This window comes from Labrenzia sp. THAF187b, assembly GCF_009363375.1.
Lineage (GTDB): Bacteria > Pseudomonadota > Alphaproteobacteria > Rhizobiales > Stappiaceae > Roseibium > Roseibium algicola.
This window is the reverse complement of sequence record NZ_CP045344.1, coordinates 228503-246918: the sequence shown is the minus strand read 5'-3', so window position 1 is coordinate 246918 and position 18416 is coordinate 228503. Positions and strand designations below refer to the sequence as shown.

Below are 18416 nucleotides of genomic sequence, written 5' to 3'. Positions count from 1 at the left end.
TCAGGACACTTCAATGCAAATGATTGTTTTTGATGTTTTCATCAAGGTTGCGCATGGATAAAGTCCTGCCGGAATTGAAGCGGTAAGGCTCGTGAGCAGGTTAGAGGACAACATGCATTTTCTCGTCGTAGAGAACTATCAGCATACGGAACTTGGCATTCTCGGTCGTGTCGCTACGCAGGAAGGTCACAGCTGGCACACCGTCAAGGCAATTGAAGGCGACCCGCTTCCTCAAGCCACCGATGCGTTTGCCGGATTGGTCGTGCTGGGCGGAGCCCAGGATGCGCTGGCGGATGAAGCCTACCCGCATCTGCCGAAGGTCTGCGATCTGATCCGTGCCTTTGACGATGCCGGCAAGCCTGTGCTCGGTATTTGTCTGGGCTCACAGCTGATCGCCCGCGCCTTTGGTGGAGAGAACCTTCTGGGCTTGCCGGTTGAATTCGGCTGGTGCGACGTGACACCGACCGACGCGGGGCTGGAAGATCCCGTGGTCGGCAAGCTCGGGGCCGGTGCACCTCAGTTCCACTGGCATTCCGACACCGTAACGCTGCCGGACGGAGCGGTGCTTTTGGCGAGCAGCGCCATGACACCGGTCCAGGCCTTCCGCATGGGCGATTTGACCTACGCAATCCAGTTCCATTTCGAAACCGGCCTTCCGGAAGTACGCAACTGGACCGAAGCCTTCAGCGACGACATTCGCGCGCACACGCCGGACTGGCACAGCCGTTTCGACACCGAAGCGGCCCGCCATGCAGCAAAGGCCGACGAGACCGGCGCCGCAATTGCAAAGGCCTGGCTGTCGTTGCTTTGAGACCTTTCGCACTTCTGGTTCCGGGTTTGGGTCCCAGGACATTGTCACCCCGGTATTCAGACCACCGGTGTTCCACCGGACAGAACTGTCTGCATTGCCGTTTCGTCCAGGTTGCCTCCTGACAGGATGATACCGGCCTTCCTGCCTTGAAGCTTCGGCGCATCCTGCATCAATGCGGCGAGGGCGGCAGCACCTGCACCTTCGGCAAGATTATGCGTATCTGCAAACAGGACGCGGATGGCGGCAGAGATTTCGTCATCCGTGACCGTCGCGATCCGGTTGGAGCCGTTCTGCAGGATATCAAGCGCTGCCTGTACCGGCTCCCGGCAGGCCATGCCGTCGGCGAACGTGGCTGCGGTTTCCGTGGTCACGATTTTTCCCGCCTCGACGGACAGCCTGTAGGCGGGGGCGTTTTCCGTGACGACAGGCACGATCTCGGTTTTAAGCCCCAGAAGGTCGCGCACCGTGATCAGTCCGCAGGCGCCGGAACCCATGCCAACGGGGACATAGACCACGTCGAGATCGTCATGCGCCCTGAAAAATTCCAGCGCGTAGGTCGCAACGCCAAGGACAATGTTCCTGTGAAAGCTCGGCACCATCAGGAAACCGCTTTCACTGGCCAGCCGCTCGGCAGTGCGCCGGGAAATGTCGAAGTCGCGACCGTCGATCACGAGATCAGCACCAAAGGCCTTCATCGCCCGGTTCTTGCCCTCCGCATTTCCTTCCGGCACCACGATGGTGGCGGGCAGGCCAAGCGTTCGGGCGGCCAGTGCCATGGACTGACCGTGGTTTCCGCGGGTGGCCGTAACGACGCCGCAGGGGCGGCCGTGTTCTTCAATATGTTTCTGGATGTAGACGATGGAGCTGCGCGCCTTGAAGGCGCCGATCGGCGTGTGGTTCTCGTGTTTGACCGCGATTTCCAGACCGAACCGCTCCTTCAGCAGTGGCCAGGCATAACTTGGGGTTTCCGGCACAAGCTGGCGCACGATCGGAAAAGCGGCTTCAAGGTCGTCCAGGGTGAAGAGAGCGGTCATGGGCGTGGTCAGGTCCGGTTTCTGGTGTTGGTCGGCCGCGAGTATATCCGCGTGGCCCGCACAGTCTTTCAGGATCCTGAACCTATTCGGACTTGCGCGGCCCCTGTTCCTGCGTCAGGTTTGCGCGCCATGCAAACGGACACTGTTCATACCCAGCCTGGATCTGTGCCCATCCATCGGGAGATGGCCGGATATGGGCTCCGCCTTTTGCCGGCCGCCGGTTACGATGTCGGTTTCGTGGCAGAGACGGGCTCCATCGGCTTTGCGTTTGACTGTCAATCGGGCAGCCATGCCATCGCTTCGGACAGGCGGGAAGATTTCGTTCGCTTGCCCAACACGCTGGCTTTGACACCCAGCGGTTGCGACATCCGCTCCCGGTCAGAAATGGGCGGTGAATATCTTCTGGTCAGCGGTCGCGAAATCCGTCTGACGGAAGGGGGGTACCGCACCAACATCCTGTCGAAGTCTGCTTCCATGGCCGCAGGTAGACTGCGCAAGTGGATGTTGTCGGATACGCCTCTGGATCATCTGGAAACCGAAGCGTGCATCAACGCACTTGCAGAGGCGGGGCTGAAGCCGCAGCGCCCTGGCAAGGCTGCCAGATGGATGACAGGCAACCGGTTTCGGAAAGTGGCGGACAGGATCGAGGCCGATCTCGGGTCAAATCTGTCCGTTGCCGTTCTGGCGCAGGAAATCGGCGTTTCGGCCAGCTTCCTGAGTCGTGCCTTCTCGGCTTACTGTGGGCAGTCGCCCTACGACTATATCGTCAGCCGACGGCTGCAGCGCGCCCGGGCGCTTATCGTTTCCACCGGCAAGCCGCTTTCGGAAATCGCGCTCAGGTCGGGCTTTTCCTCGCAAAGCCACATGACGGCGAGTTTCCGGACGCGCCTCGGGGTCAGTCCCTCCAGGTTCGCGCGCCCGGATCGGTGACCCGTCAGAGCACCAGGTTGTGGCGGCCGACCTTTTTGATGTCGGTTTCACCGCAAAGGCCCATGGTGACGTCCAGTTCCTTGTGCATCATTTGCAGCACCTTCGAGACCCCTTCCTTGCCCATGGCGCCGAGACCATAGATGAAGGCGCGGCCGATGTAGGTGCTCTTGGCTCCCATTGCGACGGCCTTGAAGACATCCTGGCCGGACCGGATGCCGCTGTCGAAATGCACTTCGATCTTGTCGCCGACCGCATCGACGATGTCCTGAAGCACCTCATAGGACGCAAGAGCTCCGTCAAGCTGACGGCCGCCATGGTTGGAGACGACAATTGCGTCGGCCCCGACGTCCGCCGCGATCTTCGCATCCTCCACATCGTTGATGCCCTTGAGAATGAGTTTGCGCTTCCAGTGGGACTTCACCCATTCCACCGAGGACCAGTCGAGGGTCGGGTCGAACTGGCTGTTGGTCCATTCGGCAAGCGAGGTCATGTCGCCAACACCGGACACGTGGCCATGGATGTTGCCGAACTGGCGGCGCTTGGTCTGCAGCATGTGCCAGCACCAGCGCGGCTTGAAGGCAAGATCCAGCAGAACGTGCGGTTTGGGCTTCGGCGGCGTGGACAGGCCGTTTTTCAGATCCTTGTGCCGCTGGCCCAGAACCTGAAGATCAAGCGTCAGAACGAGTGCCGAACAGCCGGCAGCCGTTGCACGCTGCATCAGGTTTTCCGAAAAGCCCCTGTCGCGCATGACGTAGAGCTGGAACCAGAACGGGTTCTTGGTGTTCTCGGCGACATCCTCGATCGAGCAGACGCTCATGGTGGACAGGGTGAAAGGGACACCGAATTCTTCTGCGGCCTGGGCCGCGAGAATTTCACCGTCGGCGCGCTGCATCCCGGTCAGGCCGACAGGGGCAAGGGCAACCGGCATCGTTACGTCCTGGCCGATCATGGTGGTCTTGACCGAGCGGTTGTCTATGTTGCAGGCCACGCGCTGGCGCAGCTTCTGGCGCTGCAGCGCCGCTTCGTTCTCCCGGTAGGTGCTCTGCGTCCAGGAACCGGTATCCGCATAGTCGTAAAACATCTTCGGTACCCGGCGCCGGGCAAGGGCCTGCATGTCGGCAACATCGGTCACAACAGTCATCGAATTCCTCCTGAGGCTCACGCGCGAGCCGGTTTTCGGGTCCGTCTCAGGCCGGCCAGCTGCTCGCGCCGGTCCAGATCCTTCGTTTCGGCAAGGGTGCCGCGCACATAGTCGATATGGTTTTCCGAGGCCTGCCTCGCGCGGTCGGCATCCCCGGTCTGAATGGCGTCGGCAATGGCCTTGTGCTGCTGCAGCAGCTCGATCCGTGCCGACGGGTGGTGGTAAAGGCGCCCGCGATTGTAGAAGACGCCGTTTTCCAGAAGCCGGTAACAGGACCTGAGAGTGTGCAGCATCACCACATTGTGGGCCGCTTCACCGACCGCGTGATGAAAGGCAACGTCCAGCCGGCTTTCTGCAGGCAGGTCCTCGCTGTCATGCGCTTCCTGCATCTGGCGGACAATGTCCTGCAGCCGGGCAAGGTCGGATGGGGCGGCCCGTGCGGCTGCAAGGGCTGCCGCCTGGCTCTCGATGCCCCGCCGGAATTCGAAATAGTCGTTTACCGCGCCCGGGTGCCGTGCAATCAGCTGGACCACTGCTTCGGAAAAGATCGGGCCGATCAGCTCGGCAACATAGGTGCCGCCACCCCGGCGCGACGAAATCAGCTCGCGGTCCTCAAGCGTCTTCAAGGCATCGCGAAGCACAGGACGGGAGACGTTCATCTGGTCGGCAAGGTCGCGTTCGGCAGGCAGCCTGTCGCCGGACTGCAGCACGCCCTTCAGGATCAGATCTTCAATCTGCTCCACCACGGCATTTGCCGTTTTCTGATGATCGACCGGCTGAAACATGCCGCTCCCGCTCCAATTGTTGGCGCGGAAAATAGCGCCGCTTTCAAAATTGGTCAAATTTTTTGTCCAATTATTTGTTGCTGAAATGTCGCTCCGGAAACCCAATTGGCTGCTGCGGCAAAAATGCGGATTGGTTTCGGCGATGCCTTAGCGGAATGTAGAATTGACAGAACATTTCCAAAGTCGGGGTTGCTCCTTGGATCAGGGATCAGAAAACGGGTCCACCTTTCCTGCCTTTCGCACATCTCCCTTGCGGGAAAAGGTGCTGGGGGAGGTTCATGCACGGCCGTTTCGTCCGCTGCCCTGTCCGCGGACGGTGCTCCACTACGCTTTCCTGACAGATGCAGAGGAAGCCGCCAGAGATCATTCCTGGCTGTCAGAGTTCTGCATTTCCCGCGGCGGCCACGGCCCTGCGCCCGGAGCCCGTCATCACACCGTCAATTTCGGCGGCGGCACCTTGAGCTGGGAACAGCACGCGGAATTCACCACCTACACCTGGGACGGTAGCGCCCACGAACAAACGATTTTCGGGCAGGTGCCGATAAAGCACCCCTTTGGCGCTGCGTTTCGGGCGCCCGGCGATCTGCTGGTAGCCGTCCGGTTGGAATTGCGCGGTGGTGATGAAGGCAAGGAATGGCGAAGCCAGTTCGATGAAGCCAGCCTGACGGTTTCCAACCTTGAAGACGGCGCTGCGATGGTGGCGACCGACTTCCGGCAGGATGGCGATGGGCTCACGCGGCTTTTGGTCTGCAACCGGACCTTGAGCGACGTTCAGTCCGGCGCCGTTGTCCAGCGGCTTCTCGAGGTCGAGACCTACCGAACGCTGGCCATGCTGGGCCTGTTCGAGGCAACCAGACTTCAGCCGGATATCAGGCGTTTCGAGATCGAGCTTGCGGAACTGACCGGCCAGATGCAGGAGACCTCCGCGCTCGGCGCCAACCAGGAGCTTCTGGACAAACTGAGCGGCCTTGCCGCTGCTCTGGAAGCAGGGGCAACCGCCAGCACGTTCCGGTTCGGCGCGAGCCGCGCATATGACCAGATCGTCCGGGCACGGCTGGAAACCTTGCGTGAGGAGGCTGCCCCCGGCGAACTTTCAATGGCGTCCTTCCTCGTCCGCCGGCTTGCCCCGGCCATGCGCACCTGCCAGGCGATCGAAGACCGTCAGGCGATGCTCTCGCGCAAACTGGCGCGGGCAACAACGCTCCTGCGCACGCGGGTCGACGTCGAACTGGAAGAGCAGAACCGTTCGCTGCTGGAATCGATGAACCGGCGTGCCCATCTGCAACTCCGCCTGCAGCAGACCGTCGAAGGCCTGTCCGTTGCCGCGGTGAGCTACTACGTCGTCGGCCTGATTTCCTATCTGGCGAAAGCCGCCAAGGAAACCGGCTTGCCTCTTCCTGAATCCAACCTGATGACCGGCATATCCGTGCCGCTGGTCGTGCTGGTGATCTGGTGGACCGTCAAGCGCATCCGTCAGCAACACGGTGAGCACTGAAACCGTCAAGACAATGCACCAGGAAGCGGGTGAGGAAAGATCGACCCGATTAATTTCGAGGCGAGGACCGTTTCCCTGGATTATCTCCCATTTGGTGCGAGTCGATCGAGATAGTGTGACAAGTGGGACAAGGCTGTCTGCCCTGACTGTTGGCCAATCAGGACAGCTGTTCCCAAGCCGTGTATCAGCCCGATAAGGGTTGCGGCTTCGGCTTCTGCATCCAATTCGGAACGAAAGTCACCGGTTCCAATCCCCTGTTTCACTATTTCTGAAATGCGCCCCTTCAGCTTGTTCGGGCTGTCGATGAACGCACGGCCGGAAATTTCGTCACTGGTCAGCGCAAGGACTGTGTAAGACATCCATAGAAGATGGAATTCACGGCTTTTCCGGTCTGTTGGCATCGCTTCTTCGAACAGTGTCAGCAACGCCGCGCGTGGCGAAGTCTGGTCCGAGCGGCCGTCGAGCCGCGCAGTCCAGCGCATATTGCTTTGCGCCTCCAGAAAGCTGAGCCCAGCCTGCATCAAGCCGGATTTGGTTTCGAAATAATACTGCACCAGCCGCAAGGAAACGCCTGCGGCTGACGCGACATCGCGAAGCGAGACGGCATGCAGTCCTTTCGCCAGAGCAACTTCCACAAAGGCCGTCAAGATCATCGATTTGCGTTCGTCATGGTCAACGGTTCGCGGCATGGGCTCTGTCTCTGGAACGATGAAATTTTTTATGATACAAGTGTACCATAAAAAATTTGAAAGGGTCCATTCTTATCGTCATGAAACCCGAAATATCGCGCATACCACCGAGACTTTGGGGCGTTGCAACTGTGACCGGGGCTGGAGCATTCATGGCCATGCTCGATACCTCCGTGGCAAACCTTGCGCTTCTCCCGCTTCAGGAAAATTTCAGAACGTCTTTGGGGGACGTGCAGTGGGTGGTGACCGGCTATCTGATCGCTCTGGCCGTTTCGATGCCGATGACGGGTTGGCTGTGCAGGCGGTTTGGGCACGGCCGCGTTTGGCAAATGAGCATGACAGGATTTGTTGCGGCATCTGCGCTGTGCGCACTTTCCGAAACGTCTTTGATGCTGAACCTCGCGCGCGGATTGCAAGGGCTTGCCGCCGGGATAATGGTGCCTTCAGGCCAAGCGGTGCTGGCAAGTGTTTCAGAGCGCCGGCAATTGGGCCGTCTGATGGGGACCGTCGGATTTGCGGTGGCCTTGGGACCAGCCCTTGGGCCTGGGGTCGGCGGTGTTCTGATCGAAACGGTTTCGTGGCGCGGTTTGTTCTGGATGAATGTACCGATCGGGGCCGTGGCAATTGTCGCCGGTAGATATCTTGTCCCGGCTGGTGATGGAAAGCCGTCAAGCAGGCTGGACGGCAAGGGGCTGCTTCTGTTTGCCGTGGGTTTTCCGCTGGTGCTGTTCGGGCTTGCCGAAATCAGTACCACCAATATCAATTGGCAGGCACTGGTCAGCGTTTTTCTTGGCGGCGTATTTCTGAACTGGGCACTACAGCACTTTCGCCATGTGGACGCGCCTCTTATCAATCTTGCACTGTTCAGTCGTCCCGGTTTTGCCGGAGCCGCCGCCACGGCAGGCCTTACGGGAGCTGCAATGTATTCCGGACTCCTGCTGTTTCCAATCTATCTGCAGGTAGAGCTGAACTTTGGAGATATCGAAACAGGCGGGATGTTGCTGGTGATGGGGCTCGGAGCCGCGATTGCACTGCCGTTCGCCGGATACCTGACGGACCGATACGGACCTGCTGCGGTCTCCGGTTCGGGGGCCGTGCTCCTGTTGCTTGGCACGTTGCCTTTCGGCGTCTGGCCGATATGGGCAGCAACTCCGATTGCGGCCTTGTTGTGCCTGCGAGGTATAGGTCTTGCATTGGCTCAAATGCCTGCGATGACCACGGCGTTCACCGTGGTGCAGGAACCGGAAACCGGGGATGCCGCAACGCTGGTTAACGTGGTGCAACGCGTTGGTGGCGCCTTGGGAGCAACTGCCATGGTGCTGGTGATCGAACTGGGTGGAACAACACAGAACGGTGCACTGGCCTTCCCGCTACTGATCTTGCTTGCAGCAGGGCCGGTATTGACGTCTTTCTGGCTCAGGCCTGCCGGCAGGCGGTAAGACCAGTGGACACTTGCTTTCCCCTGACAAGACTTTCTCAGGACCCAACACAATGATCCCTTGGACTTACCGATACGCTTCCAGAGACTTCGGCTCCTTTTTGTCGGACGCAAAGCAGCGAATGGATCTTGTATCCGACAATTCCACCTACACGGCGGTCGATGCAGTCTTTCAGGTATTCAGGCGGCGGCTCACGGTTGAACAAGGTTTGGCTTTCGCCGGCGCTCTGCCTTCTGTTCTTTGCGCAATCTTCATTAGGGAATGGGACGTGACCCGAAAGCCTGTGCCATTCTCAAGCAGAGAAGTAATGTCCAGGGAGGCGCAGCAGGTTCGAAAGCACCATAACCTCACGCCAGACAATGCGATTGAAGCAACCGCATGGGCTCTGAGGCGGCATGTCGATCAACGGGATCTCGACCGGGTTCTTGAAGCTTTGCCCCTTGCGGCTCGGGAGTACTGGCACGTGGATGTCTCCGATCCTGCGGAGCTGCAACAACGCATCTTCTGAGCACGGGCCGATTGTCAGACGCCACCTTGGAAACGATTGCCAACAGATGCTGAAAAGCCAATTGGCCCGCCAGGGTTCCCCGGCGGGCCAATTGGTTGGTCTGGCAGCGAGTGGCGGCCGTCAATGTGACGCGCGAGCAGTGCTTACTTGCTGGAACCGTCTTCGTTGAACTGGTTCAGGTAGGCGATCACGTCGGCGCGGTCGTCTTCCTTCTTGAGACCTGCGAAGGCCATCTTGCCTTTCGGAATGAGATCCTTCGGTTTGGTCAGGTAAACGCCAAGCGTCTCCTCGTCCCACACCTTGCCATCCGCCATTTCGAGCAGGTTGGCGGAATACTTGTAGCCGTCAACCGCGCCCCATGCCCGGCCGACAATGCCGTTCAGTTCCGGACCGACCTTGTTTTTGGCTTCGGGTCCAACCGCATGGCAAGCGGCGCATTTCTTGAATACTTTTTCACCCTTGGCAGGGTCGCCTTCGGCGCTTGCCTGAACGGTCAGGGCCAGAAGCGCGGTTCCGGCGATCATCAGCAGTCGCTGCATGTATATCTCCCTCGGTTTGGGTGTTTAAAACCCCCGTCAACAGAACAGGATGTCAGGCCTTGATGCAAGTGACGGACCGTCGCATCCCGCATGCCAACCCGCGATCACCGATTCGGAGCGTTTGGCGTCCGGGTGGAAGGTCAGCCCGCGCGGGCATTGCTCGGCAGGCGTAACCAGTCCTCAAGCCCATGGTCCCAATAGGGCGACGAGCCATAGAGCCCGGCGAGGAAGTCGATAAAGACACGCACCTTGGCCGGCAGAAACTGGCGGCTGGGGTAAACGGCATAAAGCCCGACATCCTTGGAGGCCCGGTACTCGGGCAGGAGAATTTGCAGTTTGCCTTCACGCAACTCAGGACCGACGTCCCAGGTCGAACGAAGCGCAACGCCGACGCCGGCCAACAGGCATTCGCGCACGACCTCGTTGGAGTTGGTCTTGACCGGCGCCTGCGTGCGAACGGTCTCGATCCCGTCCGGACCGGCGAGCCGCCAAGGGTCCTGGTTGGTTGCGGCAATGGTCACATGGTTTGCGACAAGATCCTCGATGCTTTCCGGAGTGCCGTACTTTTCGAGATAGATCGGGCTTGCGCACAGGACGCGGTGGACCGGTGCCAGGCGCCGGGCGACGAGACTGGAATCGGAGAGCTCCGCAATGCGGATGGCAAGGTCATAGCCGTCACCGACGATGTCGACAAAATCGTCGGAAAGATCGAGATTGACCGAAAGATCGGTGTTTTCAGCCAGGAACTTGCCAAGGTGCGGAGCAATGTGAAGCCGGCCGAAGGACGTCGGAACTGCCACCTTCAGGTTGCCGCGTGCCTTGGCCGAGCCGCGCGAGACAAATGATTCGGCTTCTTCAACGGAGGCAAGAATGGCCACCACGCGCTCGTAAAAGCCTTGTCCGGCCTCGGTCATTGCAATCTGGCGAGTGGTTCGTTGCAGCAGTCTGGTACCGAGTTTTTCTTCCAGACGCCGGATGCGTTTGGAGACGACTGCGGGCGACAGGCTCATTTCGCGGCCGGCTGCCGACATGCTGCCGGCGCTTACCACCCTTGCGAAAATCTCCATGTCGGTCAGATTGCTCATTTTCAATCTCTCAGAAAGACAATTAGTATTTGCCGGTCGTTTTCCTCGGGCGCGAACCTTGCCACACTTGAGCAAGGGTAATTCACTGCCATCTCATGTTACGTAGGACCAATTCAACTGGATCAACGTATTAAAAAGTAGAAGGAGTTCATTTCGTGACCGCCATTGCGATGCCCGCGCCAGATCAGGCCGTATTGGCCCGCCGCCAGGAAATCCTGAGTGCGCTTCAGGCAATTGTGCCCGGAGAAGGGGTGATCCATGACGAACGCGAGATGCGCGCCTATGAGACCGATGCGCTGACGGCTTATCGCCAGTTGCCACTGATCGTCGTCCTGCCGGAAACGGTCGAGCAGGTATCGAAGGTTCTGAAATACTGTCATGACAATGACGTGAAGGTCGTGCCACGCGGGGCGGGCACCTCGCTTTCCGGCGGCGCGCTGCCCTTGGAAGACGGCGTTCTGCTGTCGATGATGAAGTTCAACCGCGTGCTCGATATCGACTATGAAAACCGGGCCGTGGTCGTTCAGCCGGGTGTCACCAATCTGGGCATTACACGTGCGGTCGAGCACGAGGGCTTCTACTACGCGCCGGATCCCTCGTCGCAAATCGCCTGTTCCATCGGTGGCAACATCGCGGAGAACTCCGGTGGTGTGCACTGCCTGAAATACGGCCTGACCACAAACAACGTTCTCGGCCTTGAAATGGTGCTTGTCACCGGCGAGGTCATTCGCCTCGGCGGCAAGCATCTGGACAGCGAGGGTTATGACCTGCTGGCGCTGATGACCGGTTCGGAAGGCCTGCTCGGCGTTGTCACCGAAGTCACCGTGCGGATCCTGCAAAAGCCTGAAACGGCGCGGGCGCTCCTGATCGGTTTTCCGACCAGCGAGGACGGGGGCCGCTGTGTGGCCGATATTATCGCCGCCGGCATCATTCCGGGTGGAATGGAGATGATGGACAAGCCCGCCATCCACGCGGCCGAGGATTTCGTCAACGCAGGTTATCCGCGTGATGTCGAGGCCTTGCTGATCGTGGAACTGGACGGGCCGGAGCGCGAGGTCGATTACCTGATCGGCCGTGTCGAGGAAATCGCCAGGGCCAACCAGGCCAGCCACGTGCGCATTTCCGAAAGCGAGGAAGAGCGCATGACGTTCTGGGCCGGCCGCAAGGCCGCGTTCCCGGCGGTGGGCCGCATTTCCCCGGATTACCTGTGCATGGACGGCACCATCCCGCGCCGCGAATTGCCGAAGGTGCTGGCCCGCATGCGGGAGCTGGCAGAAAAACACGGGCTGGGCGTTGCCAATGTCTTTCACGCCGGTGATGGCAACCTGCACCCGCTCATCCTTTACGACGCCAACAAGCCGGGTGAACTCGACGCGGCAGAGGCCTTTGGAGCCGATATTCTTCGGCTTTGCGTGGAGGTCGGCGGCGTTCTGACCGGCGAGCACGGCGTCGGCATCGAAAAACGCGATCTGATGACAGACATGTTCTCCGAAGCGGATCTGAAGCAGCAGCAACGGGTCAAATGCGCTTTCGACCAGAAGCATCTTCTCAATCCGGGCAAGGTTTTTCCGGTGCTGCACCGCTGCGCCGAGCTTGGCAAGATGCATGTACACAAGGGCCAGTTGCCCTTTCCAGATATTCCGCGGTTCTGAGGGCAGGGGCATGGACGCGACAATGAAACCGCGAAACACCGGCGACGTGGAAAAGGTGGTGGCCTGGGCCGCTGCCGAAGACCAGCCGCTGGAAATCATCGGTCAGGGCTCGAAGCGGACGCTCGGACGCCCTGTGCAGGCCGCTCACGTGCTGGACCTGTCGGGTTTGACCGGGGTTGAGAGCTATGAACCTGCGGAACTGGTGCTGACCGTAAAAGCCGGTACGCCAATTGCCGAAGTGGAAAAGCTGGTCGACGACAATGGTCAGGAGCTTTCTTTCGAGCCGATGGACTTCGGCCCGCTCCTGGGCGTCACGCCGGCACAGGGGACAATCGGCGGCGTGCTTGCAGCCAATCTTTCCGGCCCCCGCCGGATCAAGGCCGGGGCTGCTCGCGATCATGTGCTTGGCATGGAGGCTGTGTCCGGGCGCGGCGAGATCTTCAATTCCGGCGGCAAGGTAGTCAAGAACGTCACCGGTTATGACCTGCCGCGGGCTCTGTGCGGCGCATATGGCACGCTTGCCGTTGCAACGACCGTGACGCTGAAGGTCAATCCCAAGCCGGAGACCTCTGCAACATTCGTGCTTTCCGGGCTCGATGACGATGATGGCATCAAGGCGTTGTGCCAGGCCATGGGTTCGTCGGCGGAAGTGTCCGGCGCGGCCCATTTGCCTGCGGGGGTGAACGGCGGCAGCAGCTCAACCGTATTGCGTCTTGAGGGGTTCTCGACCTCGGTGGATTACCGCTTCAAGACCCTGCAGGCATTGCTTGGCACCTATGGCACGCCGTCGCGACTGGAGGCATCGGAAACAGGCGCTCTCTGGCAGACGATCCGGGATGTCAAACCTTACGCCGGTGGTGAAACCCCGGTCTGGCGGCTTTCCGTTGCCCCGACTGCGGGGCCGCAACTGGTTGCCAGCCTGAGGGAGACGTTCGAGCTTCAGGCCTATTACGACTGGAGCGGCGGCCTTGTCTGGCTGTCGTGTCTGGATGGCAGCCTGCATGAGGCGGAAATCAGGGCTGCGGTCGATGCCGTCGGCGGCGGTCACGCGACACTTGTGCGGGCCGATGCGTCCCAGCGGTCCAACGTGCCGGTGTTTCATCCGCAGCCTGCTCCGCTCGCGGCACTGTCTCGCCGCCTGAAGGAACAGTTCGACCCGAAAGGCATTCTAAATCCTGGAAAAATGGTCAGTGGTGTGTAGTGTGAGGCCATAATTGTCACACGCATTTCCAACGGAGTGCCTTCATGGATCAACAGTCCGACGTTTCAGGCTACATGGAGCCAGGCGGCAAGAACGCCACGCTCATCTATATTCTTTATCTGGCAAACATAATCGTGCCGTTCACCGCCATTGTCGGCGTCATCTTTGCCTATCTCAATCGGGGCAAGGGCTCGGCCTGGGTCGATAGTCACTACACCTATCAGATCCGCACTTTCTGGATCGGGCTGCTGTTCGGCATCGTCAGTGGTCTTTTGACCCTGATCCTGATCGGCTTCCTGATGCTGATTGCCGTGCTGATCTGGATGATCGTCCGCTGCATCAAAGGGCTTCAGCTTGCAGGCCGCAACGAGCCTGTGCCCAACCCGGAAACCTGGATGTTCTGACAAGAGGGCATGGCCCGTCCGCAGGGCGCGGCACGGGCCATGAACCTTTACCAGGCTGCCGGTGCGGCGAATGTCACTGCGCCGGCAGGCACTTCACCGTCACGTCGTAACCATAACCATCGCGCTGATGCGTGGTGTTCTTGAACGACCACTTGTTCTTTTCAGCCTTGTTCTTCTTCGCTGCCACAGCGTCCAGCTCGAAATAGGCCTTGGCGGACACCGTCCAGGTCTTCTTGAGCGCTACGGACTTCTTCATGCCGCTCTTCAGGACCTTGTCCAGGTTGAGCGAACAGGCCTGGACCGGATCCCAGCCCTGCCACCTGACCTTGGCCATCGGGATAACCGGCTTGTAGGAAATGGAAACCGAGCGCTTCGTGCCCGCACCGACATCGCGGTTCTTGAAGCTCTTGCTCCAAAGGTTGCCGTCCCCTTCGAAGTAAAGCACGTTCTTGAAGGACCCGACCTTCATGGCAACAATCCGCTCGCCATTCGTCGCCTTTGCCGACAGGCGCAGCAGGAACCGGTGATTGCCGGATTTGATCTTGGTGTAATTGTAGGCGTTGGCCTTCACTTCGACGGGAATGACGTCGATGCCGTCGCGCTTGACTTCCACTTTCTCGATCCAGTCCTTGGCCATGGCTCCGGTTGCGACACTGGCGAGAACAGCGGTCAGAACGGCAGTTTTTGAAATCGTCTTAATCATCAAATCAATTCCCTGGTTGGCATTTCTTTCGCCCACGCTTCGGAACTTAGGCAGACCCGGTTGAACCGGTTCTGAGTGCACTGTTTATCCCGGGTTCATGTTCCATCTGTCCGTTCAGGGAAGGGGGAGGTGGTGAGGCAGAAAGTCCGTGCCGGCAAAACCGTTGTGCCACAAAGGTGCCTTGTGCCGCTTTCCTTCTGACCGTACGATCCGCCTCGCTCGGAAGGAGAAACCCGAAACGACGGGTCATTGAGGGATACGGGGAGCAATGCAGACAAATTTCACCGCAGAGCAGCTCAAGGACAGTCACGTTGCAGCGTCGGAGAAGATCCTGCGCAAATGCGTGCACTGCGGTTTCTGTACGGCCACGTGCCCGACCTTCACACTGCTTGGAGACGAGCTCGACAGCCCTCGAGGCCGGATTTACCTGATCAAGGATATGCTGGAAAACGACCGTCCAGCAGACAAAACCATCGTCAAGCATATCGACAGATGCCTGTCCTGCCTTGCCTGCATGACCACCTGTCCGTCCGGCGTGCACTACATGCATCTGGTCGATCACGCACGCATCCACATCGAGAAGACCTACAAGCGACCGTTTGCCGACCGCCTGATGCGCTCGGTCCTTGCGTTCGTCTTGCCCTATCCGAAACGGTTCCGGCTGGCGCTGATCGGCGCCTATTTCGGCCGGCCCTTCGCCGGGCTGCTGAAGATGATGGGCGGCCCGCTTGCCCGGATGGGCGCCATGCTGGAACTGGCCCCGGCAAAGGCGCCGGGCCGCGGCCAGCTGGAAGGACCGGGGGTCTTTCCGGCCGAAAGCCCCAAACGCAAGGGGCGTGTTGCACTCCTCAGCGGCTGCGCCCAACCTGTGCTCAATCCCGGCATCAACGATGCGACCATCCGGCTCCTGCGCAGGGCCGGGTACGAGATCGTGATGCCGAAGGGGGAAGTCTGCTGCGGTGCGCTTGTTCATCACATGGGCAAGGAAGAAGCGTCGCTGGAAAACGCCCGTCGCAACGTCGATGTGTGGATGAAGGAAGCCGAGGGCGAAGGGCTGGATGCCGTCCTGATCACGGCATCCGGCTGCGGCACCACTATCAAGGACTACGGCTTCATGCTGAAGGACGATCCGGCCTATGCCGAAAAGGCGGCCCGGGTGTCAGCCCTTGCCAAGGACGTGACCGAATTCCTGACCGGTGTCGATCTCGGTGAGCCGCCGATGAAGCCCGGCCTGACGGTTGCCTATCACTCCGCCTGTTCCATGCAGCACGGCCAGAAGATCACCCGGCAGCCGAAGGATCTCCTGAAGGCTGCCGGTTTTTCCGTCAAGGACGTTCCCGAAGGTCACCTTTGTTGCGGTTCTGCCGGCACCTACAACATTCTCCAGCCGGAGATCGCGCGCCGTCTGCGCGACCGCAAGGTTGCCAATATCGAAAAGACCCGGCCGGACGTGATCGCAACCGGCAACATCGGTTGCATGACGCAAATCGGTCTTGGCACGGAAATTCCGATCCTGCACACGGCGGAACTGCTCGACTGGGTCTATGGCGGCCCTCAGCCCGAAAGCTTGACGCCGGTACTTCAGCAGCGTCAGGCAGCGGAATAGCCGAACGGCAGGACGAGTGGCTCGCGGGCTTGTTTTCAGCCCGTCAGCTCTCCCGTGTGCCCAGCTGAACCGGTGTCTTGTCTCCGTCCGGAGGGCCGTCCACAGGCTGTCCGGCCAGCCGCAACGTGCGTTCCAGCAATTCCTCGTAGATGGGGCGACCACCCATGTGGTGTGCCGTCAGTGATGCCGTCGTGCAGGTGATCAATACCGGCATGATCAGCGAATAGGCACCGGTCAGTTCCATGACCAGCACAACACCGACGAGTGGTGCGCGCACAGAGGCCGCGAAGAAGCCGCCCATGGCGGCAACGGCACAGGCGCTGCGGAAATCGTCTTCCACCGGCAGGAATTCGGCCGACGCGACACCAAAGGCGAGGCCGGCACAGGTCGCGATCGACAGCATCGGCGCAAAGATGCCGCCGGGAACACCGGATGCGTAGGAAAACAGCACCCCGCCGAAGCGCAGGAGCGTCAGCACCAGCAACGTGATCACACCATAGTTCGACAGAATGAGGTCGTGGACCAGTTCTTCGCCGCCGCCGGTTGCCGCCGGAAGCGCGTTGAGCAGCAGGCCTGTTACCGCACCGATGACAAGCGCCGGGACCCAGCGCAAGCCGGAGGGGATCTTCAGGAAGAGATCCATGACCGTGATCAGCGCCCGGTTGAAGAACACGCCAAGCGCGCCCAGGAAAACCCCCAGAACCGCCAGCAGCGCGAAGCTCCAGACCGGAACATAACCGACATCCACCTGCAGGGGCGGGCCGATATGGGTCAGCTGTTCGGTGATGGCCGCACTCAGGATCGATGCGATGATGACGGCCATATAGGTGCGATAGCCGAAGGGAAACTGTCGGCGGGTTTCCTCGACAATGAACAGGATCGCGGCCAGAGGGGCGTTGAACGCGGCGGCCAGTCCCGCGGCCGCACCGGCCGCAAGCAGGCCCTTGTGATCATCGGGCGAAAGATCCTGCGACCGTGACAGGGCCTCGGCGGTCATCGCACCCATGTGGATGGTGGGGCCTTCGCGGCCGAGTACAAGTCCTGACCCAAGTGCCAGCAGACCGCCGAAAAACTTGGCGAACAGGACGCGTGGCCAATGCAGCGGCCGCTTGTCTTCCATGGCCCCTTCGATTTCCTGGATCCCGCTGCCTGCCGCCTCCGGGGCAACCCGCCTGACGAGCAGAAAGGCTCCGGTGACGCAGGCTGCCGAAATGGCCATGGATACGACATAAGGCATGTATCCGGGGCCAAGAGCCAGCCGCAGTGCCGCATAACGGGAGAACAGGAAATCGAGTCCGGTGTGAAATCCGGTTGCCAGGCCGCCAACCAGAATGCCGACCAGCGTCGCCTTGAGAAAATAGGCGGCATCCGATCGGACCGAAAAGGAGATGTGGGGGGCTTTCATGCCGCGGTCCTGAAAGAGACTTTAGGGAGACAGCTCTAGGCCGGCGATTCGACCTTTCGTGACGTCAGACTGCAAAGAAAAGCCGGGGCCCGCAACAAAAACGCGCGGCAGGGCCGCGCGTCTGTGTTCCGTTTGCCGGAAATCGGAAAACGTCGTCAGATGACGTGCACCGTGGTGCCGACCTTCACCCGTTCGTAAAGATCCATGACGTCTTCGTTGCGCATGCGGATGCAGCCGGAGGATACCGCGTGGCCGATGGTCCAGGGCTGGTTGGAGCCGTGGATGCGGTAAAGGGTGGACCCGAGATACATGGCGCGTGCGCCAAGCGGGTTGTCCGGTCCGCCGGCCATGAAGGTCGGCAGGTCGGGACGACGCTTGCGCATTTCCGCCGGCGGGCGCCAGTCCGGCCACTCTGCCTTGCGGGTGACCTTGTGGGTGCCCGCCCATTCGAAACCGGGCTTGCCGACGCCGACGCCATAGCGCCGCGCGGTGCCGTCGCTCTGAACCAGGTAGAGGAAGCGTTCGTTGGTATCGATCACGATCGTACCGGCCTTGTGCGGGCCGTCATAGTTCACGATGGTCGGCAGGAACTGCGGTGCAATCTGCCGGGACTGCGGGGCTCGTGCCTGGCGTTGCGGCTGCTGACGGACCGGTTGCTGGCGGGGCGACCACCAGTTGGCGCGGCGCACTTGCGGCTGTTGCTGCTGGACACGTGGCCGTTGCACACGTTGCTGCTTGAACTGATAGCGCTGCGCCGTCGAACGCCGCTGGACCTGGGGCTGCAGTTGCAGCATCCAGGGCTCTGTCAGGTTCGGGCTGAGCACGAGCGGCGGTGGCGAGACCTGGCCCGCGGTTGCCGGAGTGCCGGAAAGGCCGGTGGAAAGAACCAGGACACCGGCAAACGCGAGAGCCTTGGGAAACATATTTCGCATCAGGAACATGGCAGTACTCATCAACTTGTCATCGACCACGTTCAGCGGCCTTTTAAA

At 60.3% G+C, this 18416-nt stretch carries 18 protein-coding genes; 9 read left to right on the top strand and 9 right to left on the bottom strand.

Features of this window, described 5'->3' with window-relative positions; translation table 11 throughout:
- The first annotated feature begins 112 nt into the window (after positions 1-112).
- Positions 113-811 (top strand): type 1 glutamine amidotransferase, encoded by a 699-nt coding sequence (locus tag FIV03_RS01160; protein WP_152508384.1) that lies wholly within the window; start codon positions 113-115, stop codon positions 809-811.
- A 56-nt stretch (positions 812-867) separates the two neighbouring features.
- Here FIV03_RS01160 and FIV03_RS01155 read toward each other — a convergent pair whose 3' ends face one another.
- Positions 868-1845, bottom strand: coding sequence for a threonine dehydratase (locus tag FIV03_RS01155; protein ID WP_152508383.1), 978 nt, complete (start codon positions 1843-1845; stop codon positions 868-870).
- Positions 1846-1974: 129 nt separating this feature from the next.
- Between FIV03_RS01155 and FIV03_RS01150 the strand changes: the two genes are divergently transcribed.
- Positions 1975-2775 carry a helix-turn-helix transcriptional regulator gene (locus tag FIV03_RS01150; RefSeq protein WP_152508382.1) on the top strand — a complete coding sequence of 267 codons (801 nt, stop codon included), beginning with the start codon at positions 1975-1977 and terminating at the stop codon, positions 2773-2775.
- A gap of 4 nt (positions 2776-2779) precedes the next feature.
- Here FIV03_RS01150 and FIV03_RS01145 read toward each other — a convergent pair whose 3' ends face one another.
- Positions 2780-3916, bottom strand: a complete 1137-nt coding sequence (locus FIV03_RS01145; protein ID WP_023002107.1) for an alpha-hydroxy acid oxidase — start codon at positions 3914-3916, stop codon at positions 2780-2782.
- Positions 3917-3933: 17 nt separating this feature from the next.
- Positions 3934-4758, bottom strand: coding sequence for a FadR/GntR family transcriptional regulator (locus tag FIV03_RS01140; RefSeq protein ID WP_023014628.1), 825 nt, complete (start codon positions 4756-4758; stop codon positions 3934-3936).
- Between the two features lie 139 nt (positions 4759-4897).
- On the opposite strand from FIV03_RS01140, the gene FIV03_RS01135 reads away from it, so the two are divergent.
- Positions 4898-6196, top strand: coding sequence for a DUF3422 domain-containing protein (locus FIV03_RS01135; RefSeq protein WP_152508381.1), 1299 nt, complete (start codon positions 4898-4900; stop codon positions 6194-6196).
- Between the two features lie 80 nt (positions 6197-6276).
- On the opposite strand, the gene FIV03_RS01130 is transcribed toward FIV03_RS01135, so the two are convergent.
- The gene (locus FIV03_RS01130) at positions 6277-6885 is read right to left on the bottom strand and encodes a TetR family transcriptional regulator C-terminal domain-containing protein (protein ID WP_286202246.1); all 609 of its coding nucleotides are present in this window, start codon (positions 6883-6885) and stop codon (positions 6277-6279) included.
- 152 nt (positions 6886-7037) lie between these two features.
- Between FIV03_RS01130 and FIV03_RS01125 the strand changes: the two genes are divergently transcribed.
- Positions 7038-8324: an MFS transporter gene (locus FIV03_RS01125; protein ID WP_209009826.1), complete on the top strand. Its 1287-nt coding sequence runs from the start codon at positions 7038-7040 to the stop codon at positions 8322-8324.
- 52 nt (positions 8325-8376) lie between these two features.
- The gene (locus FIV03_RS01120; RefSeq protein ID WP_152511776.1) at positions 8377-8832 is read left to right on the top strand and encodes a DUF2267 domain-containing protein; all 456 of its coding nucleotides are present in this window, start codon (positions 8377-8379) and stop codon (positions 8830-8832) included.
- Between the two features lie 143 nt (positions 8833-8975).
- Here the strand turns inward: FIV03_RS01120 and FIV03_RS01115 are convergent, their stop codons facing one another.
- Together FIV03_RS01115 and FIV03_RS01110 are read right to left on the bottom strand one after the other, a co-directional pair.
- Positions 8976-9371, bottom strand: a complete 396-nt coding sequence (locus FIV03_RS01115; RefSeq protein WP_152508379.1) for a cytochrome c family protein — start codon at positions 9369-9371, stop codon at positions 8976-8978.
- A 140-nt stretch (positions 9372-9511) separates the two neighbouring features.
- The gene (locus tag FIV03_RS01110) at positions 9512-10456 is read right to left on the bottom strand and encodes a LysR family transcriptional regulator (protein ID WP_023002103.1); all 945 of its coding nucleotides are present in this window, start codon (positions 10454-10456) and stop codon (positions 9512-9514) included.
- 155 nt (positions 10457-10611) lie between these two features.
- Between FIV03_RS01110 and FIV03_RS01105 the strand changes: the two genes are divergently transcribed.
- The 3 genes from FIV03_RS01105 to FIV03_RS01095 are packed head-to-tail and all read left to right on the top strand — an operon-like array spanning position 10612 to position 13713.
- Positions 10612-12108: an FAD-linked oxidase C-terminal domain-containing protein gene (locus tag FIV03_RS01105; RefSeq protein ID WP_152508378.1), complete on the top strand. Its 1497-nt coding sequence runs from the start codon at positions 10612-10614 to the stop codon at positions 12106-12108.
- A 22-nt stretch (positions 12109-12130) separates the two neighbouring features.
- The gene (gene glcE, locus FIV03_RS01100; protein ID WP_208993953.1) at positions 12131-13309 is read left to right on the top strand and encodes a glycolate oxidase subunit GlcE; all 1179 of its coding nucleotides are present in this window, start codon (positions 12131-12133) and stop codon (positions 13307-13309) included.
- Between the two features lie 44 nt (positions 13310-13353).
- On the top strand, positions 13354-13713 hold the full coding sequence (locus tag FIV03_RS01095; protein WP_023002100.1) for a DUF4870 domain-containing protein: 360 nt from the start codon (positions 13354-13356) through the stop codon (positions 13711-13713).
- A gap of 73 nt (positions 13714-13786) precedes the next feature.
- On the opposite strand, the gene FIV03_RS01090 is transcribed toward FIV03_RS01095, so the two are convergent.
- Entirely contained in the window at positions 13787-14416 is a 630-nt protein-coding gene (locus tag FIV03_RS01090) for a hypothetical protein (protein ID WP_152508377.1), read from the bottom strand.
- Positions 14417-14684: 268 nt separating this feature from the next.
- On the opposite strand from FIV03_RS01090, the gene glcF reads away from it, so the two are divergent.
- A complete protein-coding gene (glcF, locus tag FIV03_RS01085) occupies positions 14685-16022 on the top strand; it encodes a glycolate oxidase subunit GlcF (protein WP_152508376.1) in 1338 nt (445 codons plus the stop codon).
- Between the two features lie 43 nt (positions 16023-16065).
- Here glcF and clcA read toward each other — a convergent pair whose 3' ends face one another.
- Positions 16066-17427, bottom strand: a complete 1362-nt coding sequence (clcA, locus tag FIV03_RS01080) for a H(+)/Cl(-) exchange transporter ClcA (RefSeq protein WP_152508375.1) — start codon at positions 17425-17427, stop codon at positions 16066-16068.
- Positions 17428-17582: 155 nt separating this feature from the next.
- Positions 17583-18380, bottom strand: coding sequence for a L,D-transpeptidase (locus tag FIV03_RS01075; RefSeq protein WP_229005754.1), 798 nt, complete (start codon positions 18378-18380; stop codon positions 17583-17585).
- Between the last annotated feature and the right edge of the window lie 36 nt (positions 18381-18416).

Coding starts and splice junctions, on each gene's coding strand:
- FIV03_RS01110 (WP_023002103.1), bottom strand. CDS start 10,456: ATGAGCAATCTGACCGACATGGAGATTTTCGCAAGGGTGGTAAGCGCC.
- glcE (WP_208993953.1), top strand. CDS start 12,131: ATGAAACCGCGAAACACCGGCGACGTGGAAAAGGTGGTGGCCTGGGCC.
- FIV03_RS01125 (WP_209009826.1), top strand. CDS start 7,038: ATGGCCATGCTCGATACCTCCGTGGCAAACCTTGCGCTTCTCCCGCTT.
- FIV03_RS01115 (WP_152508379.1), bottom strand. CDS start 9,371: ATGCAGCGACTGCTGATGATCGCCGGAACCGCGCTTCTGGCCCTGACC.
- FIV03_RS01160 (WP_152508384.1), top strand. CDS start 113: ATGCATTTTCTCGTCGTAGAGAACTATCAGCATACGGAACTTGGCATT.
- FIV03_RS01155 (WP_152508383.1), bottom strand. CDS start 1,845: ATGACCGCTCTCTTCACCCTGGACGACCTTGAAGCCGCTTTTCCGATC.
- glcF (WP_152508376.1), top strand. CDS start 14,685: ATGCAGACAAATTTCACCGCAGAGCAGCTCAAGGACAGTCACGTTGCA.
- FIV03_RS01075 (WP_229005754.1), bottom strand. CDS start 18,380: ATGAGTACTGCCATGTTCCTGATGCGAAATATGTTTCCCAAGGCTCTC.
- FIV03_RS01095 (WP_023002100.1), top strand. CDS start 13,354: ATGGATCAACAGTCCGACGTTTCAGGCTACATGGAGCCAGGCGGCAAG.
- FIV03_RS01145 (WP_023002107.1), bottom strand. CDS start 3,916: ATGACTGTTGTGACCGATGTTGCCGACATGCAGGCCCTTGCCCGGCGC.
- FIV03_RS01120 (WP_152511776.1), top strand. CDS start 8,377: ATGATCCCTTGGACTTACCGATACGCTTCCAGAGACTTCGGCTCCTTT.
- FIV03_RS01130 (WP_286202246.1), bottom strand. CDS start 6,885: ATGCCGCGAACCGTTGACCATGACGAACGCAAATCGATGATCTTGACG.
- FIV03_RS01090 (WP_152508377.1), bottom strand. CDS start 14,416: ATGATTAAGACGATTTCAAAAACTGCCGTTCTGACCGCTGTTCTCGCC.
- clcA (WP_152508375.1), bottom strand. CDS start 17,427: ATGAAAGCCCCCCACATCTCCTTTTCGGTCCGATCGGATGCCGCCTAT.
- FIV03_RS01150 (WP_152508382.1), top strand. CDS start 1,975: ATGCAAACGGACACTGTTCATACCCAGCCTGGATCTGTGCCCATCCAT.